19 protein-coding genes are annotated in these 19,830 nt (G+C 59.2%); 5 read left to right on the top strand and 14 right to left on the bottom strand.

Annotation, left to right across the window (positions count from 1 at the left end):
- Positions 1–586: 586 nt before the first annotated feature.
- The 13 genes from U367_RS1000000132500 to U367_RS0128165 all read right to left on the bottom strand — a co-directional run bounded on the left by U367_RS1000000132500 (position 587) and on the right by U367_RS0128165 (position 13,708).
- Entirely contained in the window at positions 587–1,519 is a 933-nt protein-coding gene (locus U367_RS1000000132500) for a hypothetical protein (protein ID WP_236639995.1), read from the bottom strand.
- A 224-nt stretch (positions 1,520–1,743) separates the two neighbouring features.
- Positions 1,744–4,149 carry a TonB-dependent siderophore receptor gene (locus U367_RS0128220; RefSeq protein WP_028619553.1) on the bottom strand — a complete coding sequence of 802 codons (2,406 nt, stop codon included), beginning with the start codon at positions 4,147–4,149 and terminating at the stop codon, positions 1,744–1,746.
- A 97-nt stretch (positions 4,150–4,246) separates the two neighbouring features.
- Positions 4,247–5,200 (bottom strand): FecR family protein, encoded by a 954-nt coding sequence (locus tag U367_RS0128215; RefSeq protein ID WP_028619552.1) that lies wholly within the window; start codon positions 5,198–5,200, stop codon positions 4,247–4,249.
- Positions 5,201–5,226: 26 nt separating this feature from the next.
- A complete protein-coding gene (locus U367_RS0128210; protein ID WP_028619551.1) occupies positions 5,227–5,727 on the bottom strand; it encodes a sigma-70 family RNA polymerase sigma factor in 501 nt (166 codons plus the stop codon).
- Positions 5,728–5,810: 83 nt separating this feature from the next.
- Positions 5,811–6,455: a CGNR zinc finger domain-containing protein gene (locus U367_RS0128205; RefSeq protein WP_028619550.1), complete on the bottom strand. Its 645-nt coding sequence runs from the start codon at positions 6,453–6,455 to the stop codon at positions 5,811–5,813.
- A gap of 96 nt (positions 6,456–6,551) precedes the next feature.
- On the bottom strand, positions 6,552–7,154 hold the full coding sequence (cysC, locus tag U367_RS0128200; RefSeq protein ID WP_028619549.1) for an adenylyl-sulfate kinase: 603 nt from the start codon (positions 7,152–7,154) through the stop codon (positions 6,552–6,554).
- Positions 7,151–8,380, bottom strand: a complete 1,230-nt coding sequence (locus tag U367_RS0128195) for an MFS transporter (RefSeq protein ID WP_032864593.1) — start codon at positions 8,378–8,380, stop codon at positions 7,151–7,153. The genes cysC and U367_RS0128195 overlap by 4 nt, the downstream gene beginning before the upstream one ends.
- Before the next feature lie 10 nt (positions 8,381–8,390).
- Positions 8,391–9,161 carry a class I SAM-dependent methyltransferase gene (locus U367_RS0128190; RefSeq protein WP_028619547.1) on the bottom strand — a complete coding sequence of 257 codons (771 nt, stop codon included), beginning with the start codon at positions 9,159–9,161 and terminating at the stop codon, positions 8,391–8,393.
- A gap of 7 nt (positions 9,162–9,168) precedes the next feature.
- A complete protein-coding gene (locus U367_RS0128185; RefSeq protein WP_028619546.1) occupies positions 9,169–10,305 on the bottom strand; it encodes a Rossmann-fold NAD(P)-binding domain-containing protein in 1,137 nt (378 codons plus the stop codon).
- Entirely contained in the window at positions 10,302–11,027 is a 726-nt protein-coding gene (locus tag U367_RS0128180) for an SDR family oxidoreductase (RefSeq protein WP_028619545.1), read from the bottom strand. The genes U367_RS0128185 and U367_RS0128180 overlap by 4 nt, the downstream gene beginning before the upstream one ends.
- Positions 11,028–11,037: 10 nt before the next feature.
- Positions 11,038–11,766, bottom strand: coding sequence for a sulfotransferase-like domain-containing protein (locus U367_RS0128175; protein WP_028619544.1), 729 nt, complete (start codon positions 11,764–11,766; stop codon positions 11,038–11,040).
- Positions 11,763–12,986 carry a transaldolase family protein gene (locus tag U367_RS0128170; protein WP_028619543.1) on the bottom strand — a complete coding sequence of 408 codons (1,224 nt, stop codon included), beginning with the start codon at positions 12,984–12,986 and terminating at the stop codon, positions 11,763–11,765. The genes U367_RS0128175 and U367_RS0128170 overlap by 4 nt, the downstream gene beginning before the upstream one ends.
- A gap of 17 nt (positions 12,987–13,003) precedes the next feature.
- A complete protein-coding gene (locus U367_RS0128165; protein WP_028619542.1) occupies positions 13,004–13,708 on the bottom strand; it encodes an HAD family hydrolase in 705 nt (234 codons plus the stop codon).
- Between the two features lie 253 nt (positions 13,709–13,961).
- Here U367_RS0128165 and U367_RS0128160 point away from each other — a divergent pair, with 253 nt between their 5' ends.
- The 4 genes from U367_RS0128160 (at position 13,962) to U367_RS0128145 (ending at position 18,092) form a co-directional block, all read left to right on the top strand.
- The gene (locus tag U367_RS0128160; RefSeq protein ID WP_028619541.1) at positions 13,962–14,762 is read left to right on the top strand and encodes a glucose 1-dehydrogenase; all 801 of its coding nucleotides are present in this window, start codon (positions 13,962–13,964) and stop codon (positions 14,760–14,762) included.
- On the top strand, positions 14,755–16,581 hold the full coding sequence (locus tag U367_RS0128155; RefSeq protein WP_028619540.1) for a glycoside hydrolase family 15 protein: 1,827 nt from the start codon (positions 14,755–14,757) through the stop codon (positions 16,579–16,581). The genes U367_RS0128160 and U367_RS0128155 overlap by 8 nt, the downstream gene beginning before the upstream one ends.
- A 48-nt stretch (positions 16,582–16,629) precedes the next feature.
- Positions 16,630–17,103 carry an isochorismatase family protein gene (locus U367_RS0128150; RefSeq protein WP_028619539.1) on the top strand — a complete coding sequence of 158 codons (474 nt, stop codon included), beginning with the start codon at positions 16,630–16,632 and terminating at the stop codon, positions 17,101–17,103.
- A 74-nt stretch (positions 17,104–17,177) separates the two neighbouring features.
- Complete coding sequence (locus U367_RS0128145) at positions 17,178–18,092, top strand: alpha/beta fold hydrolase (protein ID WP_028619538.1); 915 nt, start codon at positions 17,178–17,180, stop codon at positions 18,090–18,092.
- On the opposite strand, the gene U367_RS0128140 is transcribed toward U367_RS0128145, so the two are convergent.
- The gene (locus U367_RS0128140) at positions 18,026–19,030 is read right to left on the bottom strand and encodes a GlxA family transcriptional regulator (RefSeq protein ID WP_032864592.1); all 1,005 of its coding nucleotides are present in this window, start codon (positions 19,028–19,030) and stop codon (positions 18,026–18,028) included. The genes U367_RS0128145 and U367_RS0128140 overlap by 67 nt on opposite strands.
- A 90-nt stretch (positions 19,031–19,120) precedes the next feature.
- Here U367_RS0128140 and inhA point away from each other — a divergent pair, with 90 nt between their 5' ends.
- Positions 19,121–19,801, top strand: coding sequence for an isonitrile hydratase (inhA, locus tag U367_RS0128135; RefSeq protein ID WP_028619536.1), 681 nt, complete (start codon positions 19,121–19,123; stop codon positions 19,799–19,801).
- Positions 19,802–19,830 lie beyond the last annotated feature (29 nt).

The following is a 19,830-nucleotide window of genomic DNA, read 5'->3' as shown; positions in this document are numbered from 1 at the left end:
CGAAATCAAGATGGCACAAGCAGCGATTGAGTGGTCCCCAGAAAACAACGGTTCCGAAGACAGTCATCCAAAACACTGGATATGCCTCAGGGAATGTTAAGCGCTTGTAACCAGATCCCCTGCCGCGCATCCCCACCCTGGAAAATCCCACTGCTCAAAAACAACGACATCTAGCGCCGGGACAACTTGCTCCAAAAACTGGCTAACATGGAAATTACAGAACTGGGCGCCGACTCCTCCGTCAACACCCGAGAACCTTTGTCAAAATCTTCGGCGGTGGGCGCCTTGAAGCTGAACTTCGGCGAGGATGTGAGGTTGAGCCCCTTTGGCTCTCTTGGATTTTTTACCTCTTGTGCAAGTGCAGCCAAGTTCGGGGCGTTGTACTGAGAGTATCGGGATTCAAATGTTGTCGAGTTCATGGTCCAGACCTAATCCGGTAGATGAAGGCCCCCATCGGCATTCAATAACCGGTGGATATTTTCTTGGTGGTAGCTCTTTGCAACCAGCTCCACCTGATTGGAGGGTATGGCTGCGCCAAGCGCTTGCCGCCCCCCTGCCGTGTAGTGCACAGCAGGGGGCCCCAGGTCTAACGAAGCAGTGCGTCCAATTCCTGTCGAGAGATCTTTCCATCGCGCTGCCAACTGTGAACGTTGTCCATAGCCGACATCAGGTTCGAACGCGCCATGACCTCCCGCGCCAACTGGACGAGATGATCGCTGCATGGATGGCGCATCGCAAGCGCATGGAGGTCACGAAGCTTGATCGTGCCGCTGCAGAATCCACCTTTCAATTCATTGAAATGATTCAGCATTTCCTGAACGAGTTGCTTGTCGTCTTTCGACTTCAACGGGTTGTCTGACTGAATAAAGCTCCTGATATCGCCCTTGGACAAACGCCCGTCCAGTCCACCGGTGCTGCCATTTCGATCGAGCGATTGCAGCAGCCCAGGACGACGCAGCAGTTCGTTCGCCAGCCGAATATTCGCGTCCGTTGAAGGGTTACCGGTCAACGGTCGATTGGCCATTTTTTCCAAACTCTGTTGCGTGACGGAGCGCGAAGGCCAGCGCCCCCTGAACGCGTCATAATTGTTCAAAAGCGCCTGGGCCAATTGCTCGTTGCTCTGCTTTGAATAATGAGGGTCCGGCAACACCGGGGTCGGACGCGGAGGTGGGCCGGGGTTCGGGCGTACATTTTCTGGGAGTGGGCGCGGCGGTGGGCCGGGGTTCGGGCGCACATTTTCTGGGAGTGGGCGCGGCGGTGGGCCGGGGTTCGGGCGCACATTTTCTGGGAGTGGGCGCGGCGGTGGGCCGGGGTTCGGGCGCACATTTTCTGGGAGTGGGCGCAGCGGTGGGCCGCCGAATATCGGGCCGCAATGACTGGAATGCGAGGTGAAATGGATGCCTGCCGAGACCTGAGCACGTGTTGCGGTGGCAGACCGTTCGTTACTGGGTTTTTCCGCTCCGGGGGAAGTTTTATCAAAATTAGGAGCGACGCTCTGATTGTATGCTGATACCGACATTCCAGTTCTCCAGTTCGGTGTATTCAAGTGCCTGACCTTGAATCGCCAAGGAAGCCAGCGAAGGCAGGCATTTGCTGAGTGGCAGAACGGTAGGAGCCGGTTCCTGAGAGCGCTGAAATTTTCCAGAATTGAAGTAGGAAGAGCATCTGGACGAGTGAGAGACAACCCACTCTATCGGCAGGACTTGCCGCTCTCCTGGATCAGGAAGAGCGGCACTTTTTCAATCAGAACCCGACGCTGGCCTGTACGAAGAACGTACGCGGCTCGCCCAGGTACAACCCGGCATTGTTGTCGCTGGAACGGGTGTAGTGCTGTTGATCGAAGACATTTTTTACGCCCACACCCAGCTTCAGGTTGGACAACTGCTCGCCAAAGTCATAACCGCTGCGTACGTTGACTGAGACGTAACCGGGGATATCACCGTACTGACCGTCAGCTGTGCCCTGAGTGACGTAGGTGCTTGTCGTGCCTGGTGCGCGCTGGCCGGACTGGGCGTACACATCCAGGTTATGGGTCCAGCGGTTGACGTCGTAGCGCAGGCCCAAGGTGGCCACTTCACGTGAATACAACGGCAGGTCACGGCCCTTGAACGGTACGTCGCCCTCCGAGGTGGCCTTGGTGTAGGTGAAGCCGGCATTCGCAGTCAGGCCATCCAGGCGTGGGTCCAGGTTCGACAAGTCGTAATGGGCCGAGGCTTCGATGCCGGTGTGCTTGGTCGCACCGAGGTTGGTCCAGCCCACGTCGTTACTGACGTATTGCAGCTCATCCGAGAAGTCGATGTAGAAGAACGTCAGTTCGCCGCCCCACACATTGTCGTTGTAACGCGTACCCACTTCGTAGGTCTTGGCCTTTTCCGGGTTCAGGCCATTGGCAGTCTGATCGCCTGTGCCGCCCTGGCCCAGTTGGAAGTATTGCAGGCTGCCAAACGAAGTCTCGTAGTTGGCGAACAGTTTCCAGGCGTCGGAGACGTGGTACATCACGCTCAAGGCCGGCAGCGGTTCGTTGTTGTGGACTTCACGGCGTTTTTCCTGGGTACGCGTGCCGTTCAAGGCAACCACCGGGCGGTCGTGCCATTCGGTACGGATGTCCTCGAAGCGGATACCGGGCGTAATGGTCCACTTGCCGATATCGACTTTGTTATCGATATAGAACGCGTTGGCCTCGGTCCCCCCGGTGCGGTCCTGGTAGACGTGACCATCGCTCTGCCCACCCGGCGTCGGCACATTGTTGACCAGGTTCAGGCTGGTGGCCTGCTCATGCATACCTTCCTTGAGGTAGCGATAGCCCAGGCTGACTTCCTGGGTACTCGGGCCCACGTCGAACACATGGGACACCCGCGGCTCGATGCCAAAGGTGTAGTAGGTGCGCGGGTAGGAGCCGATCGTCTTGAGGTCGCGGTTGGCGATGTTGCTGCCGCGGAAACTGTCGGAATAGTAAGTCAGCACTTCGGCCTGAGTGCGGTCGTCGATCTGTCGGATGTACTTGAAGGACACGTCCTTGCGGCGACCGCTGAAGTTGTCCCAGTCACGCACCGATTGGTACGGGTTGGCATCGAACTGCTTCTGGGTCAGGCCGCCGGGCATGTCGGCGCTGGCGTCGTAGTAGTGGAAGTTCAGCGAGAAGTCGTCTTGATCGGTCGGCGCCCAATGGGTCTTGAAGATCACGTCGTCGATGTCGTTGGAATTGTTGCTATTGCGGTAACCGTTGCCATTGACCCCGGAGTACAGCAAAGCGGCGCCGATACCGTTGTCGGCGGTGCCGCCGATAAAAGCGTTGTCCACGTGCTTCCAGCCGCCGTGGGCGGAGGTTTGCAGGGTGGTGCCGACTTCGCCGGAGAATTTCTCGGGAATGGCACGGGTCACGAAGTTGATCACGCCGCCGACGTTTTGTGGCCCATAACGCACGGAACCGGCACCGCGCACCACGTCGATGCTGTCTAGGTTACCCGCTGAAATCGGCGCCATCGACAATTGCGGCTGGCCATAAGGTGCAAATGCGGCTGGCACGCCGTCGATCAGAACGGTAGAACGTGGCGACAGGCGCGACGTCAGACCACGTACGCCGACGTTGAGGGAAATATCACTGCCGCCGGTGCCGTTGGATTCCTGCACCTGCACGCCTGGCACACGACGCAACACGTCGCCGACATTCATTGCGCCCTGCTCTGCCATGGCTTCGCGGCGAATCACCGTGCGGGCGCCGGGATGGTTCTGTACGACTTCAGCGTTGGCGTCGCCGAGCCAGTCGCCGACCACCTTGATGTCGGTTGCGCCCAGCTCGAGGGGCGAGCCGGCTTCACCGGTGCCGCTGTTCAGCGGGCGCAAGGTGACGGAACCGGCGTCGATCTGGTAGTCCAGGCCGCTGCCTTGCAGCAACTGGCGCAGGGCTTGTTCAGGGGAAAGGTTGCCGTCTACTGCCGGCGCCTGCTTGCCCGCGACCAGCTCGGGGCTGAAGAACACTTGCAAGGAAGTCTGCTGGCCCAACTGGCTCAGCGCCGCGCCGAGGGGCTGGGCCTGGATATGAATGGCGTCGGCCGCATAGGCCGTAGGGAGCGCGGCACTGACCGCGAGCGCCAGGGCCAGCGGCGCCCAGCGGGAGATTTTATTGTTGTTAACGGCGAGTTTTTTCACGTCGAACCTAGTCCTGTGATCGCAAGAGTATGCGGCTGTTAATGCAAACCAGTTGCAGATGCAGGAGAAGACGAAGAACTCGAAAATAACCTGAATGTCAGCGTGAAATAATTTCCTGGCTGCCGTCCGGCAAGGTACGCAAGGCCACCGGCAGTATATGCGGCAAGGCCTTGAGCAAGGCGTCGGTGTCGTTGGCCTTGAACACGCTGGTCAGGCGCAGGCTACCCACCGCAGGCGTACTGACCCGCAGCGGTTGCTCGCGATAACGCGAAACCTCGCGCGCCACTTCGCCAAGCGAAGCGTTGTTGAAGACCAGCTTGCCCGTGCGCCAGGCGGTCAATTCCTCGGTGTTCACGGCGTAGGCCGCTGCCACCGACCCTTTGTTGTCGACGTGGGTACCCAGGCCTGCCGTCAGCGTCACCACCGTGTCCGCTGAGTGCCCTTGCACCTTTACGGTCCCGGCCTCGACCATCACGCGAGTCTGGTCTTCATCACGACGCACATCAAAGCGCGTGCCGGTCACCGTCACCTGCCCTGCCCCGGCGGCCACCACAAAGGGTCGACTGGTGTCATGCTCGACGCTGAACATCGCCTCGCCCTGCTTGAGTTCCACGCCACGCCGGCCTTTTTCAAAATGCACCGCGACCACGCTGCGGCTGTTGAGGTCCATCACCGAACCGTCGGGCAAGGCCACCTGGCGATGTTCACCCAGGCGCGTGCTGAACTCGGCACTGTAGGGTTTGGGATGATCGAGCCCGCTGAACAGGCCCAAACCCACAGCGACGGCGACCACACTGGCGGCGACCGCATAACGCAACACGGCGCGGCGCTTGGGCCGCTCCACCGGGGTCTCACACAACGCCTGCAAACGCGCCTTGGGTAGCAAGTCGGTGGCGCTCCACAGGCCTTGCAACACATCGAATTCATAACGGTGATCGGGATGCTCGTTGCACCATGCATCAAAGCGTTGGCGATCGGCAGCGCTCAATTGGGCGTCTTGCAGGCGCACAAACCATTGCGCGGCTTCGTCTCGGGCACGGTTATCCATCATGGAAGATCCTGTTTCAAAGCGGGCAGTCATGGCGCCATCGCGTCCAGGCGGTCGCGCAGATGCCGCAGGGTGCGGATCATATACTTTTCCACCATGTTTTTAGACAGCCCCAGGCGTTCGGCGATTTCCTGCTGCGTCAGGCCTTCGATCTTTTGCCAGATGAAAATATTGCGGCAGTTGAGCGGCAGCTCAGCCAAGGCCCGCTCGATTGAGTCCGCCAACTGGATCGCGTGCATGAAATGCTCCGGGTCGCCGCTGTGGGGCGAGCGCTGATCAAAGGCTTCCAGCGTGATGGCCTCGCGACGGTCTTCGCGTCGATAGGCATCCACTGCGATATTGCGCGCAGTCTGATGCAGATAGGCGCGCGGTTGCTCAACCTCGGAGGAGGTTGACTCCAGCACCCGCAAAAAGGTGTCATGGGCCAGGTCTTCGGCCTGCTGACGGTTTCTCAGGCGGCGCGTCCAGGTTCCGATCAACTCTTCGTAATGTTCGAAAAAGCCTGTTCTGCGGGGCGGCTGAGGGATCATCGCGGGTGCACTGGAGAGGCGGGGCGTGAATAGTAATGCTTCCTATTAAGCGGGGCAATTGCTACCCGCCGGATGACCTCGAACTAATGAGTGCTGGTCACCTGCTTGAGTCGGCTGAGCTTTTCTCGACTGCCGCACACGCTCATCTGGCACCATTTGCGCTGCTTGTTCTTGGAGATATCGAAGAACACCCAATCGCAGTCAGCTGCGCCGCAAATGCGCAATGCGTGCAGATCACCAGAGACCAGTAACTGCGTGGCCTCGATGGCCAAGCGCCCGAGCACCATGGCGGTCAGCTCCTGCGCCGTGGTGCAGGGTTTCCACGCCCAGGCAGGTTTGCCCTCCACGGAACGGAGCACCCGCCAGGCAACGCCCTGCTGGAACATCTGGTTTACATGCTGCAAAGCGTCATCGGGCGCGGGCTCCTGTAACGACAAGGGATAAAACACCGCGTACAGGCACTCCCTGAATGCAATGATCGCGTCCAGGTCCGGCTGGTAGGCCATGGATGACGCAAACACCATCGGTTTATAGTCGTCAAACTCTCGGGCCGAGATCAACGACGCATGTAATGCCCACTCGAAGAAGAACTGAAAGCTGGTGAGTCGCTCCTCTATGACCTTGAGCGAAGTGCCAGGGCGACGCCCATTGGTGGTATTGATAAAGTCCAACACACAGGCTCCACCAATCAGACGGATCGATTTTGCAGTGCCCGTGAAATGTGTCATGCCTACTCCTGAAAAAACGCGTTCTCCCTGCGATGGCGCAGATTACCTTGTTTTTTCAGCGTGCAAAGCGTGTCATCCCCGCGCAAAGACAGACGGCTAAGTGCGAACGTCGTTATGCGCAAGCCAATCAAGAATCGTCGCAACCGACTGTTCCACTGAAAGCGCCTGGGTGTCCAAGTGCACTTCCGGAAATACCGGTACATCGTAATTGGAGTCGATACCGGTAAAGTTCTTGATCAAGCCCGCTCGGGCTTTTTTATAAAGGCCCTTTGGATCACGTTGCTCGGCGGTTTCCAACGGCGCGTCCACATGCACTTCAACAAAGCACTCATTGCCGATGATCGAGCGCGCGTAGTGCCGGCTCGCCGACGAGGGTGAAATCAGCGCCACGATCACGATCAGCCCCGCCTCCAGCATCAGCCGCGCCACCTCGGCGACACGCCGGATATTCTCGTCGCGGTCGCTGTCGGTAAAACCCAGGTCTCGGCACAGCCCGCCACGTACCGAGTCGCCGTCGATGATCGCAGTGATCCGGCCCTGTTCCTGCAGGGCATTGTCCAACGCATCGGCAATGGTCGACTTGCCGGACGCGGAGAGCCCGGTCATCCAGATGACCACGGGGTTGTGTTTCATGCCAGAGCGGTGACTGAACGCAAACGCGTGCAGGTTCCGGTGCGGCGTGTCTGGAAAATAACTCATGGCTGCTCGCTCTCCTTCACCGAAACAGGCTGTTTACCCAACAGGAACACCATCACGCATTGCACGAACAGCAACAGTGCCACCACCCAGTAGACCGTCGAGAAGGACCCGGTCAAATCCTTGGAGAACCCGCCCAGGAAATTACCGCACACGCCGCCCAAGCCGATCAGCACGTTGGCAATACCGAAGGCCTGGGTCAGGCGGCTGACAGGCACGATTTGCCCGATGTAACTGGGGACGAGCCCGAAGATAGGATAAAACGCCAGCGCAAACAGAAACGCCGCCAGGTAGAACAACGGCAGGCTGTTGAAACTGAACACCAAGGTGGCAGCCAGCCCCGCGCTCAGGAAACACATCGCCAACGACGCACGTACGCCCACCTTGTCGGCAATCCACCCCACCAGGAAGCCCGACGCCATGCCCACCGCACCGATGGTGGTCCAGATAAACCCGGTGTCCTGTACCGACACACCCAACTCATCACGCAGGAACGGCGCCAGGTAAGTCTGGAACGGCAACAACGCCATGCCATTGAGAAAGGCGATGGCCCAGGTCAGGTACAACGAACGACTGAGCCAGGGCTGCCGACTGTCGAAGGCGGTGGCGCGCTCCCCGGAAAACCCGGTGTCCTGGCTCGCTGCGAGGTTGCGTAACAGAAACCAGGCCACCACGCACAGGACCACCGAGATCAGGCCCGCGGTGAGCCAGATCGAGCGCCAGCCACCATTCAATGTCAGGAACGACACCAGCAAACCGTTGATGAATACGCCGTAGCTGGTGCCGCTGGAAATCAGCCCCATGACGCGGGAGCGATTTCCCGGGCTGAAGCCTTTGGTGACGATCTCCGCCAACGGGATGTACACCGAGGCGGAACAGCCACCGAGCAGGATCAACAACGCCCCCGACAACCAGACGCTGTGACTGACGCTCAACCCCAGCAGTGCCAGGGACGTCATCACCGTCGATACCAGGCTGATCTTCCAGCCCTCGAAAAACCGGCTGATATAGCTTGTAACCGATGAAAACAGCAGGAAGCCAATCTGCGCGCCGCCGGTGATCAGGCCCACCGTGGTGTAGTCGAAACCGATGTCGCGGCGCATGTCCACCACCAGGTTGGCGAACAGGTAGACGCCAAAGCCATAAGTGCTGGCCACGAACCCGGTAAGGACCACCGCCAATACGACGCTGTCCAAGGGCCGGGCATTGCTCTGTACGAGTGTGCTCATCAAGCCCTCCTTATTCGGCGCGCGCCGTGTGGATGACGAAATCACAATCCATCATGTCGTAGTCATCCTTGAAGTCGCCGTAACTCTCATGGTCAGTGAACCCGGACTTGAGCACTTCTCCCTTCAATTCACCCGGCAACAGGGGATAGACCTGCAACCGGTACTGTTCTGCGTTATCAAAGGAATAGATGAACTCACACAGACGCTCATTGACCTCCCCCAGACTGACCGACGCATTCGTACCGCAGTAGTAGTAATTTCCGCTGGCCTTGTACTTGCCGGCACGAATGGCGAAAAAATTACGCTGATCCACAATCAGCAAGCCACCCGGCTTGAGCAAGGAGCGGAATTTCGCCAGCACCCGCAACCGATCGTGGGCGGCAAAGACATGACACAACGAGCTGCCCAGGCACACCACAGCATCGAACTGGCCAAGCTCCTGGGAGTCCAGTGAATGCCAGTCTCGGTAATGGGACTGAATGTCCAGGCCATGCTTGCGAAAGTTCGCCCGCGCCTTGGTCAACATGGTGCTACTGCCGTCCGTGGCCACCACTTCGAACCCCGCCTGCTTAAGCTGGACGGCATGGAAACCGCTGCCCGTCGACACGTCGATCACCGAGTGCACACCGTGGCTACGCAGCAGGTTTTCGAAGAACCCGTCCTCCCCGGCCTTGCGTTTATTCCAATCGATCAACTCATCCCAACGCTCGACGAAATCCGGAGAGTACTGCGTGGCATAACTGGCAACTTCGCTGTGCTTGTTTCTGAAAACTTGATTCATCACACACCTACCAGGTTGAATTCTTGAAGGACAGGTATTTGCTCGCCAGCTCGCGGGCAAATTCGGCGGACTGCTCGATGGCCATGGTGTTCTTGGAATACCCCAGCATCGATTGCATGACGGCCATGCACTGCGGGTTGTAAGTGACCGAACCATCGCAATGGATTTCATCAATGCCATCCTGGCTTTGGCAGATGCTATTGATGCGTACCGCCTCGTCCTGTGGGCACGCGTTGGAGAACTGCACCTGGATCCGCCCATCGTGCAGCCACACCGGATACCCGCCCGGAAGCCCAAGAGGCCCCGGCGCATGCACCAGGACCGGCACGGGCGAAAACAGCCCTTCGATGACTGTGACCGCAGAGCACGCGGTGAGGAACTGCCCATCCACCCCGCCCAGGCGACGGAACTCGGATTTCACCGTCGAGAAAATCGCCTCGGCCGGCAGGCGCCCCACTTCCGGTCGATCGCGCACTTCATACAACAAGCGGTAATTGGCACGCGGCGGTAAACCACCGCGCGGCACGTAGTGGCTGAAGTAATGCTGGGCATACAGCTGCACGTGCACATCAGCGGGTGCACATTCGAGCAACCGTGCAATGGAAAAACGTACAGCCGGAATCAGGTTGGCCACATTACCGACGCCAATGTCCGGCGCCAGGCCGATGCGCGCCAGGATCGGGTTGACCGCATCGGGGAACGCCGCATTCACGGTTTTGGTGCTGATGCCGGAGGCTTTTACCGCCTGCATCAGGCAATGCATCAACGTCAGGTGCATGGGCAGCCAGGGGCCGAACTGGGCCTGGTCGAGCTTTTCGAACGACAGCTTGGGCAGCCCGGTGATCACCCGCCATGACTGCAGCGACGCACAGTTCACCAGCATATCCGGGGCTTCTTCACGCAGCAGCTGCGTGACCTTGCCGACATCCGTCAGGTCGGCAACGACGGGCTTGATGTCGATAAACTGGCCCAACTGCGCACACGACAACGCCACCAGATTGCACAAGCGGATCGTGGCTTCTTCATTGCGCCCCAGCACCACAAAGTCGAACGCGTTTTTCGGTCCCAGAATCTTGAGTATCTGCAGGCACAGGTTGCCGGCGCCCACCAGCAACAGCTTTTTCTTGCGCACCGGAAGACTCATCGCGGGTAGGCTCCGTTGTCCACCGGGATGACCCTTCCGGTGATGTGACGCATCGCATCGCCCAACAACAGCAAGATAACCTCAGCCACGCCACCAGGCAGGATGGGGTCCTTGAGGACTTCCTGGCGGGCGTACTCGGCACGTCGGTATTCGGGGATGGTGCCGTAGATGGCGGTTTCATGGATCAGCGCCGGGGACACCACATTTACCCGCACGAACGGCGCGAAGTTCCAGGCGTTGGCCTTGCTCAGGCCGATCACTGCCGCCTTCGTGGCGCCGTAGAGCGCGTCGCAACTGCCCACTTCACCGGCCACCGAAGCGATGTTGACAATGCTGCGCTGGGCTTCGTGCGGCATTTCCCGTTCGGCGAAGTCTTTGGAGAGATAGACCAGCGCCTTGAGGTTGACGGTGAGGATCTCGTCTATCTGCTCATCGGAGTAGGCATAGACACTTTTACCGTGATAAATACCGGCGTTATTCACCAAACCATAAATACTTGCATGGCGCTCATAGAGTCGTGGAATGAACCCCTTGATAACGGTCATATCCGAAAAGTCGGCAATGTGCGCCTCGAACACATCAGCGCCATAGAGACCTTGCAGTACTTTCAAGCCCTCGGCATCCTTATCCGCGCCGATAACAAAATAACCCTGTAGAATCGCCAGTTCCACAGTGGCCCGGCCAATCCCGTTGGCCGCTCCGGTAATAATCAACTTCTTCATGCAACAATCCCTATTGGCAAAATTCATTCATGCGCGCGTAAAACGTACGGTGATATTCGTACATCGCCTTTAAATTCGGATATTGATCAAATGCGTTGATATCAACGTGCGGAGTATCTGGAGAAACAATCCGCTCACTGTTTTCCGCGTCGACATGCCAACGTCGCCACGTTTTCCATTGTTGTGGGCACTCACGCTTCCACGTCATCGCGTGTGGCATAAACTCTATATTCAAATGATCACAGAGTTTACGGATCACCCGTTCCGGCTCTGCGGCCAGGTCATCCGCATTGATCACATAAGGCACTTTGCCGGTCAGCTTGGTGACCACGCAAAATATGTCGTATAGCGCTTTATGCCCAATAGCCTGTAATGGCATATCGGGATGCACCCGATGATGGGAAATAATGCTGCTGGCGGGTTCACGAATAAGAAAGATATTGTCCTGTTGCGCGAGAAAGCCAACATCCACTTTCAAGTCATCCAAACAGTGATAACACATGTCTTTATGAAAAACGTTCGCACGCTCACGGGCATTAAGCAGATGCTCTTTTATGCCTGGGTAAGTGGTGGGCAAACTGTGATCCCACTCATCCGAGGGAATCGCCGAGTCCTCGGAAAACGCCATATGCGCAAACGGCTCATGGAAAACCTCGAAATCGCCCCGCTCGATAAACACACGTTCGAGCACCGTGGAGCGCGAACGTGGGTGTGCCCACAACCCGATCATCCTGTTCATGCGATCACCCCAAATTCAGCGGCGAGCAACGCGTTGAGCGCGCGCTTGAACGGCGTCGTCACTGGGCAGAGCCGAACGCAGTAATCCGCCAGGCGCCGATGCGCGCTGTTGGCTTCATTGCAGGCGTTGATGAAGGCTTCATGGTTACCGAAGTCGTAGGGTTCGATGCTGTCGACAAAGTAGGCTTCGTAGAAATACGGAATGCGGATCAGCTTTGCGAAGGTCGACGCCGGCGGTTTCTGAGGTTCCAGCGCAGGCACGACGGGTTTGCCATGGCTTTCGCGCTCGATCAGGAACTCCACCACCTCCGGTGTCAGCGTGTAGCAGGTCGCCGTATGCCCGGTCTTCTCCAGGTGCCAGCAATGTTTGTTGCCACGCTCGTCCACATCGACCTTTATGCTGGACAGCAGGGTCTTGACCGGCGTCTTCGAGGACGCCACCAGCGCCTGGATCTGCTCGTAGATCATCAACTCAGCCCAGCGCAGCTCCTCGGCACTCAACGCCAGACCACGCTCGGCGGCCTGCAGCGTAAACTCGGGCTGGCAGGCGAAACGCCCGATCATGAACGTAATGACGTACTTGCAGCGGGCAGTGTCGATACCCTTGCTGCGGGCAGTCGCCCTACCGCGCTCGATGGCCTGGATACCGGCCTGGAATTGCGCAACCGTGAAGCAGAACGTGATATTCACCGAGCCGCCCTGGGCCACCAGGTGTTCAACCGTTACCAGCCCTTCCAGGCTACCCGGCACCTTGACCATCACGTTCGGCGCCAGGCGCTGCAGTTCCAATCCCCGGGCGCTCATGCGTTCAGTGCAGCGCACGTCAACCGGGTCGACCTGGGCGGAAATCCACCCTTCGGCCTGCGCCGACTGAATCCAACGCGGCTTGAGCGTGGCGGCCCCTTCGACGATGACTTCGTTGTACAGCTGCTTGCGCAACTCGCTGGGAGACAGCTTGCCCAAGTTGAAACGTGAGGACCAATACTCGCGCTTTTCGAGGATGACGGCCGTCACTAACCGAGGGTTGGTGGTCGCACTGCACAAGCCCCAGGGCTGGGAGAATTCATCCGGCATCAACGCTTCTATATAAGTCACAGCGGCTGGGTATTTTTCCAGCAGGTGTTTTTTATACGGTAGGTATACGGCAGGCGATGAGTCCCACCACACTTCTGAAGATTGATCGTTGCGTTTGAGCCGTTCCAGGTAACCAAGTGTGTTCACGACGCCTCCTCCCTGAGTCAATTAAAAATGGTCAATACTTCACGCATGTCAGCAATCGGCAATGCTCCGGCCGCGGCCAATTGCGCATGCCGATGCGCGGGACCAAAGCCCAACACTTTTATATTGGCCGCTACAGCCGCCTGGATACCCGTCACACTGTCTTCCACCACCAGCGCATCACTCACGTCGATGCGGTAAGTTCGGCAGGCCGTCAGAAATACCAGGGGATCAGGCTTCCAACTACCCAACTCGTAACAACTGAATATTCGCCCTTCAAAATAAGAAAACAGCCCTGCCAGGCGTAAGCAATGCTCTATCTTGCTGCGGGGTGCACTTGAGGCTACGCAATAAGGAACTTCCAACTTTTGTAATACTTCCAGCACCCCATCCGAGGCTTTCAAACTGAGGGTCAGTGCTTGCAGCGCTCGCTCGCGAAAGTGCTGTTCAAACTCCGCATCCAAACTGACATTTAATATCTGCTCAGCTTCGCGCAAACACTCGGCAATCTTCCGCCCACGGAAGCGCTCGATAAAACAGGTGACATCAAGCAGCGGGTCGCCCTGAACAAGGGCATTAAGCATGGAGATCAATACAGACAGGGTTATTTCTTCACTTTGGACGAGAACACCGTCGCAATCGAAGATAACTAACTTAGGCACGCCAACTAAGGCCGCTGCTTTTACCTGAACTGGTAGTTCCCCTATATCGGCCGAAAGGCACATAGAAATCTCTTATAGGTGGCCCCGCGATGACTTCCGAACTACCAACGGAGCGGGTTGATGTGTGCCTATAAGACACGGGGCGAAAAAGCCTGTCAAACGCTTTTGAGCGGTTTTTTAGTATCTTATGGTTATTTTTTATAGTTCTGTTATTCCATTTTTCACCATGGTTGTAGTCGCTAATTTCACACGGGTGAACTTCCCTTGCGCGCGATCAGTCAGCTACTTGAACTCACGAATTTAAGGTCGGTGAGCAATGCATATCTCGTTGGAGCAACAAGTGGCGCTGGTGACCGGTGCCAGTTCCGGAATCGGCGCCGGCGCGGCCAAGGCTCTGGCGCAAGCCGGAGCAGCCGTGGTGCTGAACTACAACAGCCAGGCCGCACCGGCCAAGGCACTGGCAGAGCAGATCAATGCCGAGGGCGGCCGGGCGATTGCCATCGGCGCCAACGTTTCTATAGAAGAAGAGGTGGAAAGGCTTTTTGCCCAGACCCTCGATGCCTTCGGCCACCTGGACATCCTGGTGGCCAACTCCGGGATGCAGAAGGACGCCAACCTGGTGGACATGAGCCTGGATGACTGGAATGCGGTGATCGGCGTCAACCTTACCGGCCAGTTCCTGTGTGCCCGCGCAGCGGTGCGCATCTTCAACCGCCAGGGCGTACGCGAAGGCGTGTCGCGGGCGGCGGGCAAAATCATCCACATGAGTTCGGTGCACCAACTGATCCCGTGGGCCGGGCATGTGAACTACGCAGCGTCCAAGGGTGGCGTGGAGATGTTGATGCGCACCCTCGCCCAGGAAGTCAGTGAACAGCGCATCCGCATCAACGGGATTGCGCCGGGGGCGATCCGTACCGCGATCAATCGAGCCGCCACCGAAGGCGCGGCAGCACAAGAATTGCTCAAGTTGATTCCCTATGGGCGGATCGGCGATGTGGAAGATGTGGCCAACGCCGTTGTGTGGCTGGCCAGTGATGCGTCCGACTATGTCGTTGGCAGCACGCTTTTTATTGACGGCGGCATGAGCCTATATCCGGAGTTCCGTGGCAATGGTTGATTTGAAGAACGAACAACAGAGCGCCATCGATGCCCACGGCATCATCGGCGATATGCGCAGTGCCGCATTGGTGAACGATAGAGGCAGCATCGACTTCTTCTGCTGGCCGGAGTTCGACAGCCCGTCGATCTTCTGCTCGCTGCTGGACAGCCCCGATGCCGGCATTTTCCAGCTCACCCCGGACCTGCCCAACGCGCGCCGCGAACAGATCTACCTGCCCGACACCAACGTGCTACAAACCCGCTGGCTCAGCGATGAGGCCGTAGTGGAGATCACCGACCTGCTGGCCATCAGCGAAGAAATCGATGACCTGCCGCTGCTGATCCGCCGCGTACGTGTGGTCAGCGGCAAGGCCGACATTCATCTGCGCTGTGCGGTGCGCCATGACTACGCGCGCACGCTCACCCAAGCCACCCTTGACAACGGCACGGTGTGCTTCAGCGCCGAAGGCCAACCCGGCCTGCGTTTGTCCGGCAGCCACCCGTTGCAGATCAAAGACGGCGCCGCCGTGGCCAGCTTTACCCTGGGCCAGGAAGAAGGTGCCGAATTCGTCCTTGGCGGCCAGGAGGATGAACGGGTGGGCAACAGCTGCACGGACCTGGCATTGGCCCATACCTTGCAGTTCTGGCGCGGCTGGATCGCGCAATCGAACTACCGTGGGCGCTGGCGCGAAATGGTCAACCGTTCGGCCCTGGCGCTCAAACTGCTGACCTCGCGTAAACACGGCGCGATCATCGCCGCCGCCACCTTCGGCCTGCCGGAAACCCCCGGCGGCGAACGCAACTGGGACTATCGCTACACCTGGATCCGCGACGCATCGTTCACCGTGTATGCTTTCATGCGCCTGGGGTTTGTCGAGGAAGCCAACGCTTATATGCGCTGGCTCAAAGGCCGCGTGAGCGACTGCTGCGACCAGCCGACCAAGATCAACATTTTGTATGGCATCGACGGTCGCCAGGAATTACCCGAGGCCGAGCTTGAGCACTTCCAAGGCCACGGCGGCGCCAAACCGGTGCGTATCGGCAACGAGGCGTTTGACCAGATCCAGCTGGACATTTATGGCGAGCTGATGGACGCGGTGTATCTGGTCAACAAGTACGGCGAAGCCATCTCCCATGAGGGCTGGAAACATACAGTAGAAGTTGCCGACCAGGTCTGTGAAATCTGGAACACCAAAGACGTGGGCATCTGGGAAATGCGCGGCGAGCAGCATCACTTCCTGCACTCACGACTCATGTGCTGGGTAGCGCTGGACCGCGCCATCCGTCTGGCCTCCAAGCGTTCGTTGCCGGCGCCGTTTGCACGCTGGGACCAGACCCGCCAGGCGATCTACGCCGACATCTGGAGCAATTTCTGGAACGAAGAGCGCGGGCATTTCGTGCAGCATACCGACACCACCGCGCTCGACGGTTCGATGTTATTGATGCCGTTGGTGAGGTTTGTCGCGGCCACCGATCCACGCTGGCTCTCGACCCTGGAAGCTATCCAGAAAAGCCTGGTGCGCGACGGCATGGTCTACCGCTATCGTAACGACGACAGCCAGATCGACGGCCTGCAAGGCACTGAAGGCGCGTTTGCGGCCTGCTCGTTCTGGTACGTCGAATGCCTGGCCCGCGCCGGGCAAGTTGAAAAGGCCCACCTGGAATTCGAGCAATTGCTGCGCTACGCCAACCCGCTGGGCCTGTACGCCGAAGAGTTCGACACCCAGGCCCGCCACCTAGGCAATACACCCCAGGCCTTGAGCCACCTGGCGTTGATCAGCGCGGCGACGTTCCTGGATCGCAAGCTCAGCGGGGAGAAAACCACCTGGCAACCCTGAAGTGGCCTGTGCACAATGGGCGGCCACTCGACCACGGACAGGAACGCCATGCGCCAGGTACTGCTGATCATCGACGTGCAACCTTCCTTCAACCCGCCCACGTGGCTGGTGGACGGCATCAACACCCTGCTGGGGCGCATGCCGTCAGTCGCCACCGTGGAGCGCCACGACGAGAGCGTCACGCCCTTCGCCCGGCAACTCGGCTGGCAACCGGCGCCGAACGACCAAAGCCTGGTGGCCGCTGATCGCATCTTTATCAAACACGGCTATGCGCCAACCCCCGAGACCGTTTCCTACCTGAAAAGCCTCGCGCCGCAACGTGTACTGGTGTGTGGTATCCAGACCGACACCTGCGTGCTGGCGGCGGGGTTCGCGCTGTTCGACGCGGGATTGCAGCCGACCTTGATCAGCGACCTGACGGTGGGTTCGTCGCTGGATCGGTCGGGGCAGTTGGGGGTGGATCTGTGGCGGCATCATTTCAAGCATGTGCTGAACAGCACCGAGCTGAGTCTAGACAAGTAACACCACTGCGTTTATCTGCACGCCATTGCGTCATACCTTTGGACTAGAGTTCCAGCATCTAACAGGAGCCTCCGATGACGATCGCCACCTCGCTGCTGTACGCACGCACGCCCATGCTCGATATCGCCTACGAAGCCCACGGCCCCCTCGACGGTGAGCCGGTGATCCTGCTACACGGTTTTCCCTATGACCCGCGCGGCTATGACGCGATTGCGCCGGTACTGGCCGAGCGTGGCTACCGGGTACTGGTGCCGTACCTGCGCGGTTACGGCCCGACGCGGTTTATCAACGAGCAGGTGATGCGTTCCGGGCAGCAGGCCGCATTGGCCAAGGACCTACTGGACTTCATGGATGCGCTGGCGATCCCGCAAGCCACCCTCGCCGGGTACGACTGGGGTGGGCGAGCCGCGTGTATCGTCGCGGCGTTGTGGCCACAGCGCGTGCGCGGGTTGGTGACCGGCGATGGCTACAACATCCAGGACATCGCCAAGTCACTGAAGCCCAGGGCGCCGGTGACGGAGCATCGCTTGTGGTATCAGTTCTACTTTCACACCCAGCGCGGTGTGGACGGCTTGACCGCCAACCGTGGCGAACTGTGCAAGTTGCTGTGGTCGTTATGGTCGCCGTCCTGGGCCGAGGGGCCGGGGCTGTATGAGCAGACCGCGCCGTCGTTCGATAACCCGGATTTTGTCGAGGTGGTGATTCACTCCTATCGCCACCGCTTCATGTATGCGCCCGGCGACCCGACGTTGGAAACCATCGAGCAGGCGCTGACTTTGCAGCCGCCGATCTCGGTGCCGAGCATTTCGCTGTGCGGCGCCGATGATGGAGTGGGGCCACCGCCTGAAGTGGATGATGATGTCGAGCATTTCAGCGGGTTTTACCGGCGTCAGGTGCTGCCCGGCGTGGGTCACAACATCCCTCAGGAAGCACCGCAAGCCACGCTGGATGCGCTGCTGGAGTTGCTGGGCGAAAAGCGTTCGCGGTAAGCCTGGGGCGTCACCGACAAGGCGCGAAGGAAGCTGCGGCGCAGGGTTTCTTCACAGCCAAAACCACACTGCACGGCGATGCGTTTGATCGACGCCGCGCTGTCAGCCAATTGCCGACGCGCGGATTCGACGCGGATCAATTCGACGGCACGTGCCGGGGTCTGACCGGTTTCGGCGCGGTAGTGGCGTACAAAGCTGCGTTCGCTCATGCCGGCTTGGACGGCCAGGGTGGCGATGTTCAGGTCCAAGGTGAGGTTTTCGGCGATCCAGGCGTGAAGTTCGGCGAAGCGGCTGTCGTCTTTTTGCAGGGACAGGGTCACGCTGAATTGGGACTGGCCGCCGGGGCGCTTGAGGAACACCACCAGGTGCCGCGCCACTTCCAGGGCCACAGCGCGGCCCAGGTCTTCTTCCACCAGCGCCAGACACAAGTCGATGCCAGCAGTGACGCCGGCGGACGTCCATACGGCGCCTTGCTGGATGAAGATCGGGTTGGACTCCACCGTCAACGCCGGGAATTTGCGCGCCAATTCTTCGCAACGTGTCCAATGGGTGGCCACGCGACAGCCATCGAGCATGCCACTGGCGGCGAGCAGGAACGCGCCGGTGCACACTGACGTCATGCGCCGGGTGTGACGGGCTTTCTCGCGCACCCACTCCACCAGCGCCGGGTCTTCGGCGGCGCCGTATACGCCCCAGCCGCCGGCAATCACCAACGTATCGCACGGCGCATCGACGGCGGGCAGCGGCTCGGCCAGCAGTGCCAAGCCAGCCGACGTCATCACCGGCTCCGCTTGGGCAGCAATCACCGACACGGCGTAAGGCAACGGCAGGCCGCGCTGACGCGCCAGGTCATTGGTGGAGGCGAACACCTGCAACGGTCCGGTGACATCAAGCACCTGCGCGTTATCGAAAGCGAGGACGTGGACGATTCTGGACATGATTGGCGTGATTCGTGGGATCAATGGCGTATTCGCCAAAGCCTAGGCCTCTAGAGTGAAGCCGTCCACCCCTTTGACGGAGCGCTATTAATGACCCTGCAGATTGGCTTTGTATTGTTCCCCGGTATCCAGCAACTGGACCTCACCGGTCCTTATGACGTACTGGGTTCGCTGCCGGATGTGCAGTTGCACTTGGTGTGGAAAGACCTGGAACCGATCACTTCCAGCACTGGCCTGGTGTTCACACCGACCATGACCTATACCGACTGCCCGCGCCTGGATGTGATTTGCGTGCCTGGCGGCTCCGGTGTTGGCGCGTTGATGGAAGACCTGCAGACCCTGGACTTCCTCAAGGTCCAAGCTCAGACCGCCCGCTACGTGACGTCGGTGTGCACCGGCTCGCTAGTGCTCGGTGCCGCCGGTTTGTTGCGCGGGCGCAAGGCGACCACACACTGGGCCTACCACGACCTGCTCGCCCCGCTCGGTGCAATTGCAGTGCAAGAACGCGTGGTGCGTGACGGCAACCTGCTGACCGGTGGCGGCATCACTGCCGGCATTGACTTCGCGCTGACGTTGGCTGCCGAGTTGTACAGCGAAGCGGCGGCGCAACTGGTGCAATTGCAGATTGAATATGCGCCGGCACCGCCGTTTGAATCCGGGCGTCCGGATACGGCGCCCAAGCATGTGTTGGAGGAAGCCAACAAACGCACGGCTGAATCGCGCAGGGTGCGTGGGGAGATCGTTGCGCGGGCGGCGGCTCGGTTGGGGTGATTCTGCATAGCTTCTGGGGATACTGCAAA

Origin of the sequence: Pseudomonas canadensis, from assembly GCF_000503215.1 — a bacterium.
Taxonomy (GTDB): domain Bacteria; phylum Pseudomonadota; class Gammaproteobacteria; order Pseudomonadales; family Pseudomonadaceae; genus Aquipseudomonas; species Aquipseudomonas canadensis.
This window is presented reverse-complemented; position numbering and strand designations above follow the sequence as displayed.